Raw genomic sequence first — 1,545 nt, 5'->3', positions numbered from 1 at the left:
GCTCCGCCACCCTCGCTCGGTAGCTTTACCTCCTGTGTCCCCCCTTGTAGCTCCCCTTTTACCGGTACGGGATTCTTTACCCGTTTTCCATCGGCTACCCCTTTCGGGTTCACCTTAGGTCCCGACTTACCCTGGGCGGACGACCCTTCCCCAGGTAACCTTAGACTTTAGGGGTGGGAGATTCTCACTCCCATTTCGTTACTCATGCCTGCATTCTCTCTTGTGCTTCGTCCACATAACCTCCCGGTTATGCTTCTCCCTCGCACATCGCTCCCCTACCTATAGCCTTCCGGCTATACCGTAGCTTCGGTGCGCGGCTTTAGCTCCGTTACATTTTCGGCGCAGTCCTCTTCTACCGGTGAGCTGTTACGCACTCTTTCAAGGATGGCTGCTTCTAAGCCAACCTCCCGGCTGTCTCAAGAGGTCCACTTCCTTTCACACTTAGCCGCTTCTTCGGAACCTTAGCTGTCGGTCTGGGCTCTTTCCCTCTCGACCATGAAGCTTATTCCCCATAGTCTTTCTCCCTGGTTTCCAGTTATGGCATTCGGAGTTTGATTGGTTTCAGAGGTCTACCCCCCTACGCCATTCAGTGCTCTACCTCCATAACTCTTTCCCAGAGGCCGTGCCTACACACGTTTCGGGGAGAACCAGCTATCACCAGGTTCGGTTAGCTTTTCACTCCTACCCACATGTCATCCGAGAATTTTTCACTATCCACCGGTTCGGACCTCCACTTGGTTTTACCCAAGCTTCATCCTGCACATGGGTAGCTCACCTGGCTTCGGGTCTATTCCCAGTGACTTGCGCACTTTTCATACTCGGTTTCCCTTCGGCTCCACCTACCGGCTTAACCTCGCCACCGAAAATAACTCGCAGGCTCATTAATCAAAAGGCACGCGGTCACTTTCGCTCCCGCTTCCTGTAGGCATACGGTTTCAGGTTCTCTTTCACTCCCCTCCCGGGGTCCTTTTCACCTTTCCCTCACGGTACTATTCCACTATCGCTCAGCTGTCCTCTTTAGCCTTGGATGGAGGTCCACCCAGCTTCACGCAGGATTCCTCGTGTCCTACGCTACTCGGGTTAACAGCAGTTGAATTTATATACTTCCGTGTACAGGACTTTCACCTTCTTCGGTAGGCCTTCCCATGCCTTTCCACTTCGTATATATCTCCAACCCCCTATCTGGCAGTTCGGGTAGCTGTTACCCTCAACCCAGTAGCAACAACGCCTGCCCGCTTTTGCATCGCTACTGTTTGGGCTCTTCCCTTTTCGCTCGCCGCTACTTAGGGAATCTCGTTTGATTTCTTTTCACCGGGTACTATGATGTTTCACTTCCCCAGCTTCGCCTCCTGTCTCCAGGATGCCTTTCGGCAGGTTTCCCCATTCGGATATCTGCGGATCTTCGCTCGTTTGCAGCTCCCCACAGCTTTTCGCAGCTTACCACGTCCTTCTTCGCTTCCAGCTGGCTAGGCATCCACCGTATGCCCTTCTCTCTTTGGACTTACACTCTATGCACTTGTCAATGAGCTATTCTTTGGGGTTGGT

Annotated in this window: 1 rRNA gene; it reads right to left on the bottom strand. The window is 52.9% G+C overall.

Going from position 1 to position 1,545, the window contains the following annotated elements:
• Positions 1-1,501 (bottom strand): 23S ribosomal RNA (locus AA81_RS14465); the annotation flags it as partial.
• Positions 1,502-1,545: the final 44 nt, after the last annotated feature.

This window comes from Petrotoga halophila DSM 16923 (genome assembly GCF_002924615.1).
Note: the sequence above shows the minus strand (reverse complement) of the source record. Positions and strands in the feature narration are given on the sequence as shown.